The following is a 294-nucleotide window of genomic DNA, read 5'->3' on the forward strand; positions in this document are numbered from 1 at the left end:
CCCTGCTGGGTCTGGCGACAATCAGCGCGGGCAACTGGAGTTACACAACGGCAGCACTTGTTGACGGCAGCCACAGCTTCACCGCCAAGGCCACTGACAATGCGGGCAACACCACGACCACGTCTGCGCTGACGGCGACGGTCGACACGACGCCGCCGACCGAGACGATCAGCACCACGATCACCACGGATACGGGCGCGACCCCCACCATCACCAGCGGGGGAACGACGAAGGACAATACCCTGGGCCTGTCAGGCACGGTGAGCGATGCCCATGGGGTCAGCTCGGTGCAGG

1 protein-coding gene is annotated in these 294 nt (G+C 65.3%); it reads left to right on the forward strand.

Annotated features, from left to right (window positions below; translation table 11 throughout):
• Positions 1 to 294, forward strand: a 294-nt coding sequence (locus FXV83_RS43730; RefSeq protein ID WP_235940631.1) for an Ig-like domain-containing protein, incomplete at both ends; no start/stop codon positions are given.

This window comes from Bradyrhizobium hipponense (genome assembly GCF_008123965.1).
Taxonomy (GTDB): Bacteria; Pseudomonadota; Alphaproteobacteria; order Rhizobiales; family Xanthobacteraceae; genus Bradyrhizobium; species Bradyrhizobium hipponense.